General features: G+C 68.8%; 4 protein-coding genes. 3 read left to right on the top strand and 1 reads right to left on the bottom strand.

Going from position 1 to position 2,820, the window contains the following annotated elements:
* Both EQG76_RS12290 and EQG76_RS12295 read left to right on the top strand, forming a co-directional pair.
* The coding region (locus EQG76_RS12290; RefSeq protein ID WP_235031336.1) for an ABC transporter permease at nt 1-579 on the top strand (579 nt) is incomplete at its 5' end.
* 1 nt (nt 580) lies between these two features.
* The gene (locus EQG76_RS12295) at nt 581-1,387 is read left to right on the top strand and encodes an ABC transporter permease (RefSeq protein WP_159713733.1); all 807 of its coding nucleotides are present in this window, start codon (nt 581-583) and stop codon (nt 1,385-1,387) included.
* A 20-nt stretch (nt 1,388-1,407) separates the two neighbouring features.
* Here EQG76_RS12295 and EQG76_RS12300 read toward each other — a convergent pair whose 3' ends face one another.
* A complete protein-coding gene (locus tag EQG76_RS12300) occupies nt 1,408-2,028 on the bottom strand; it encodes a TetR/AcrR family transcriptional regulator (RefSeq protein ID WP_159713736.1) in 621 nt (206 codons plus the stop codon).
* 121 nt (nt 2,029-2,149) lie between these two features.
* On the opposite strand from EQG76_RS12300, the gene EQG76_RS12305 reads away from it, so the two are divergent.
* Nucleotides 2,150-2,820: MBL fold metallo-hydrolase (locus EQG76_RS12305; RefSeq protein WP_159713734.1), on the top strand; the 671-nt coding region annotated here is incomplete at its 3' end.

Below are 2,820 nucleotides of genomic sequence, written 5' to 3' on the forward strand. Positions count from 1 at the left end.
TGGCTGCGCTCCTTGAGTGGGACGGCGCGGCTGGTGGCCCTCACCTTGGTGGTGCTGCCGTTCTGGGTCAGCATCCTGGTGCGCAGCTATGCCTGGATCGTGGTCCTGGGCAATAACGGGGTGGTCAACCGGGCGTTGCTGGACCTGGGCCTGGCCGGCGAGCCGGTGGCCTTCCTCTACAACGATCTGGGCGTGGTGATCGGCACCACTAACCTCCTGCTGCCCTTCTTGGTGCTGCCGCTCTATGCCGCGATGATCCGGATCGACGGACGGATCCTGCAGGCGGCGGAGACGCTCGGCGCCTCGCGCTGGACGGTCTTCCGCCGGATCTTCTTCCCGCTCACCGTGCCGGCCCTGGCCGCAGGCATGGTGCTCGTGTTCATCCTCACCCTCGGCTTCTACGTCACGCCCGCGATCCTGGGCGGCGGCCGGGTGCCGATGGTCGCCAACATGCTGGACATGCTGATCAACCGCCTGCCCCGCTGGGAATTGGCCTCGGCGATCTCCATCATCCTCCTGATCCTGACCGTGCTCCTGCACCTGCTCTATGTCCGCCTCAGCCGCCAGGCGGGGAACTGAGATGACCGAACCCGGCCACCTGCCCCGCCTGCTCCTGACGCTCGCCGGCATCACGGTGCTTCTGTTCCTGTGCCTGCCGATCGTGATCGTCGTGCCGATGTCGTTCTCCAGCGCCAGCTCGCTGGAGTTCCCCCCGCCCGGTTTCTCCTTGCGCTGGTACCAGGCCTTCTTCGGCGACGGGCGCTGGCTGGTGGCGTCCGGCTACTCGATCATCGTGGCGCTGATCGCTAGCACGCTGGCGCTTCTGATCGGCAGCATCGCCGCCTATGGCCTGGTGCGGGGCAGCTTCCGCGGCCGCGCCCTGGTCGAGAGCAACGTGATGGCGCCGCTGATCGTCCCGCAGATCGTGACCGCCGTGGGCCTCTACATCTATTTCGCCAAGCTCGGCCTGCTGGGCACCCTGTTCGGCCTGATCATCGGCCACACCGTGCTGGCGATCCCCTATGTCGTGCTGGTGATGACCGTGGCGATCCGCAGCTTCGACCTGCGGATCGAGCAGGTGGCGCTGACGCTGGGCGCGTCCTGGCCCACCATGTTCCGGCGGGTCCTCCTGCCCAACCTCGCCCCCAGTGCCGGTGCGGCCTGGATCTTCGCCTTCGTGATCAGCTTCGACGAGGTGGTGGTCACCATCTTCCTGGCCGGCGGAATCGAGACCATCCCCAAGCGCATGTTCAACGAGCTGGTCCTGCAGGTGAACCCGACCATCACCGCGATCGCGACGCTCCTGATCGGCTTCAGCATCGTCACGGTCGGCGCGCTGGCGCTGCTGATGCGCAGCACCGGCACCGTCCGCAAGGCGCTGGGCTGAGGCCGGCGCCACGGGCGGCATCATTGCCCGGGCTCGGGCCTTCCGTAGCGCTCGATCCCAGCGAGCGCCGTCCGCGTCACCGCGGCCAGCGTCTCCCTGGATGCCCCCTCGCGCGCCTGCATGGACAGGCCCTGGGCGACCGTGATCACGTAGACGGCCAGCGCGTCGACGTCGCAGGCCGGATCGAGGTCGCCCTCGCGGCGCCCGCGCTCCAGCCGGGCACGGATGGCGCGCAGCCCCCGCTCCCGCTTGCAGGCCAGGCGCTCGCGGACCACCACGCTGTCCGCAGGACCGTTCGCCGTCGCCATGACGAGGAAGCAGCCCCGGGCGCACTCGACATAGGTCTCGATCGCTTCGGCGAAGAAGGCGCGGATCGCCGAGACGGCGGTGGGCGCCTCCTCCAGCAGCTGGTTCAGCCGGGAGGCGAAGCGCTGCTCGTAGCGGGCGGCGGCCTCGCGGAACAGATCCTCCTTCGAGCCGAACGCGGCATAGATGCTCGGGCTGTGCATGCCCATGGCCGCAGCCAGGTCCGCCATGGAGGTGGCCTCGTAGCCGCGCTCCCAGAACAGCGCCAGCGCGCGGTCCAGCGCCTCCTCGCGCACGAACTTGCGTGGCCGGCCACCCTTGTTGCGCTGCTGCACGGCTTCCAACGCGGTGCTCCCCCTACCGCAGTGGATTTGTGACGCTCGTAACAAAACCCGTTGACACTGGCAACGCGAGTTTCATAACGGCCAGCACATAACTTTGGGCTGGAGTGTCACCATGAACGTCGCCGGGACGTCGCGCCGCGGCCTTCTCGCAGGCGCGGGTGCGCTCGCGGCAACACGGTTTCAGGCCGGACCGGCACGTGCGGCGGCCGGACCGTCGCAGGACGACCTGCAGGGGGCGGGCTTCTATCGCTTCCGCTTGGGCGAACTCGCCATGATCTCGGTGAGCGATGGCGTGTTCCATGCCGAACCGGCCCAGCCGATGCTGGCGCCCGAAGCACCACCTGCCGATTTCGCAGCACTCCTGCGCTCCAGGTTCCTCTCACCACAGGCCGTGGATCTCCAGGTCAACACGCTGCTGATCGATGATGGCCGGCGCAAGGTCCTGATCGATACCGGTGCCGGCCCCTCTCTCGGGCCGACGCTGGGCAGGCTCACCGACAACCTCCGCCGGGCCGGGGTCGAGCCTGGGGAGATCGACACCGTGGTGATCTCCCATGCCCATGAGGACCATGTCATGGGCGTGCTCGACCCAGACGGGCAGCGGGTCTTCCCCAACGCCGATTATGTGGTGGGCGAGGCCGAGTGGGCCTACTGGACCGGCCGGGCCGCCCAGGACGAACGCCGGCTGCCGGACGCCGCCAAGCGGGTCCCGCCGATCCGCCGGCAGCTCGCGGCCATGGCCGACCGGCTCCGGCTGGTGCGGCCGGGCTACCAGGTGCTGCC

Source organism: Geminicoccus flavidas (genome assembly GCF_009806515.1).
GTDB classification, from domain to species: domain Bacteria; phylum Pseudomonadota; class Alphaproteobacteria; order Geminicoccales; family Geminicoccaceae; genus Geminicoccus; species Geminicoccus flavidus.

Excerpts from the sequence above, each read along its gene's own strand:
- EQG76_RS12295 (WP_159713733.1), top strand. The coding sequence starts at position 581 with ATGACCGAACCCGGCCACCTGCCCCGCCTGCTCCTGACGCTCGCCGGC.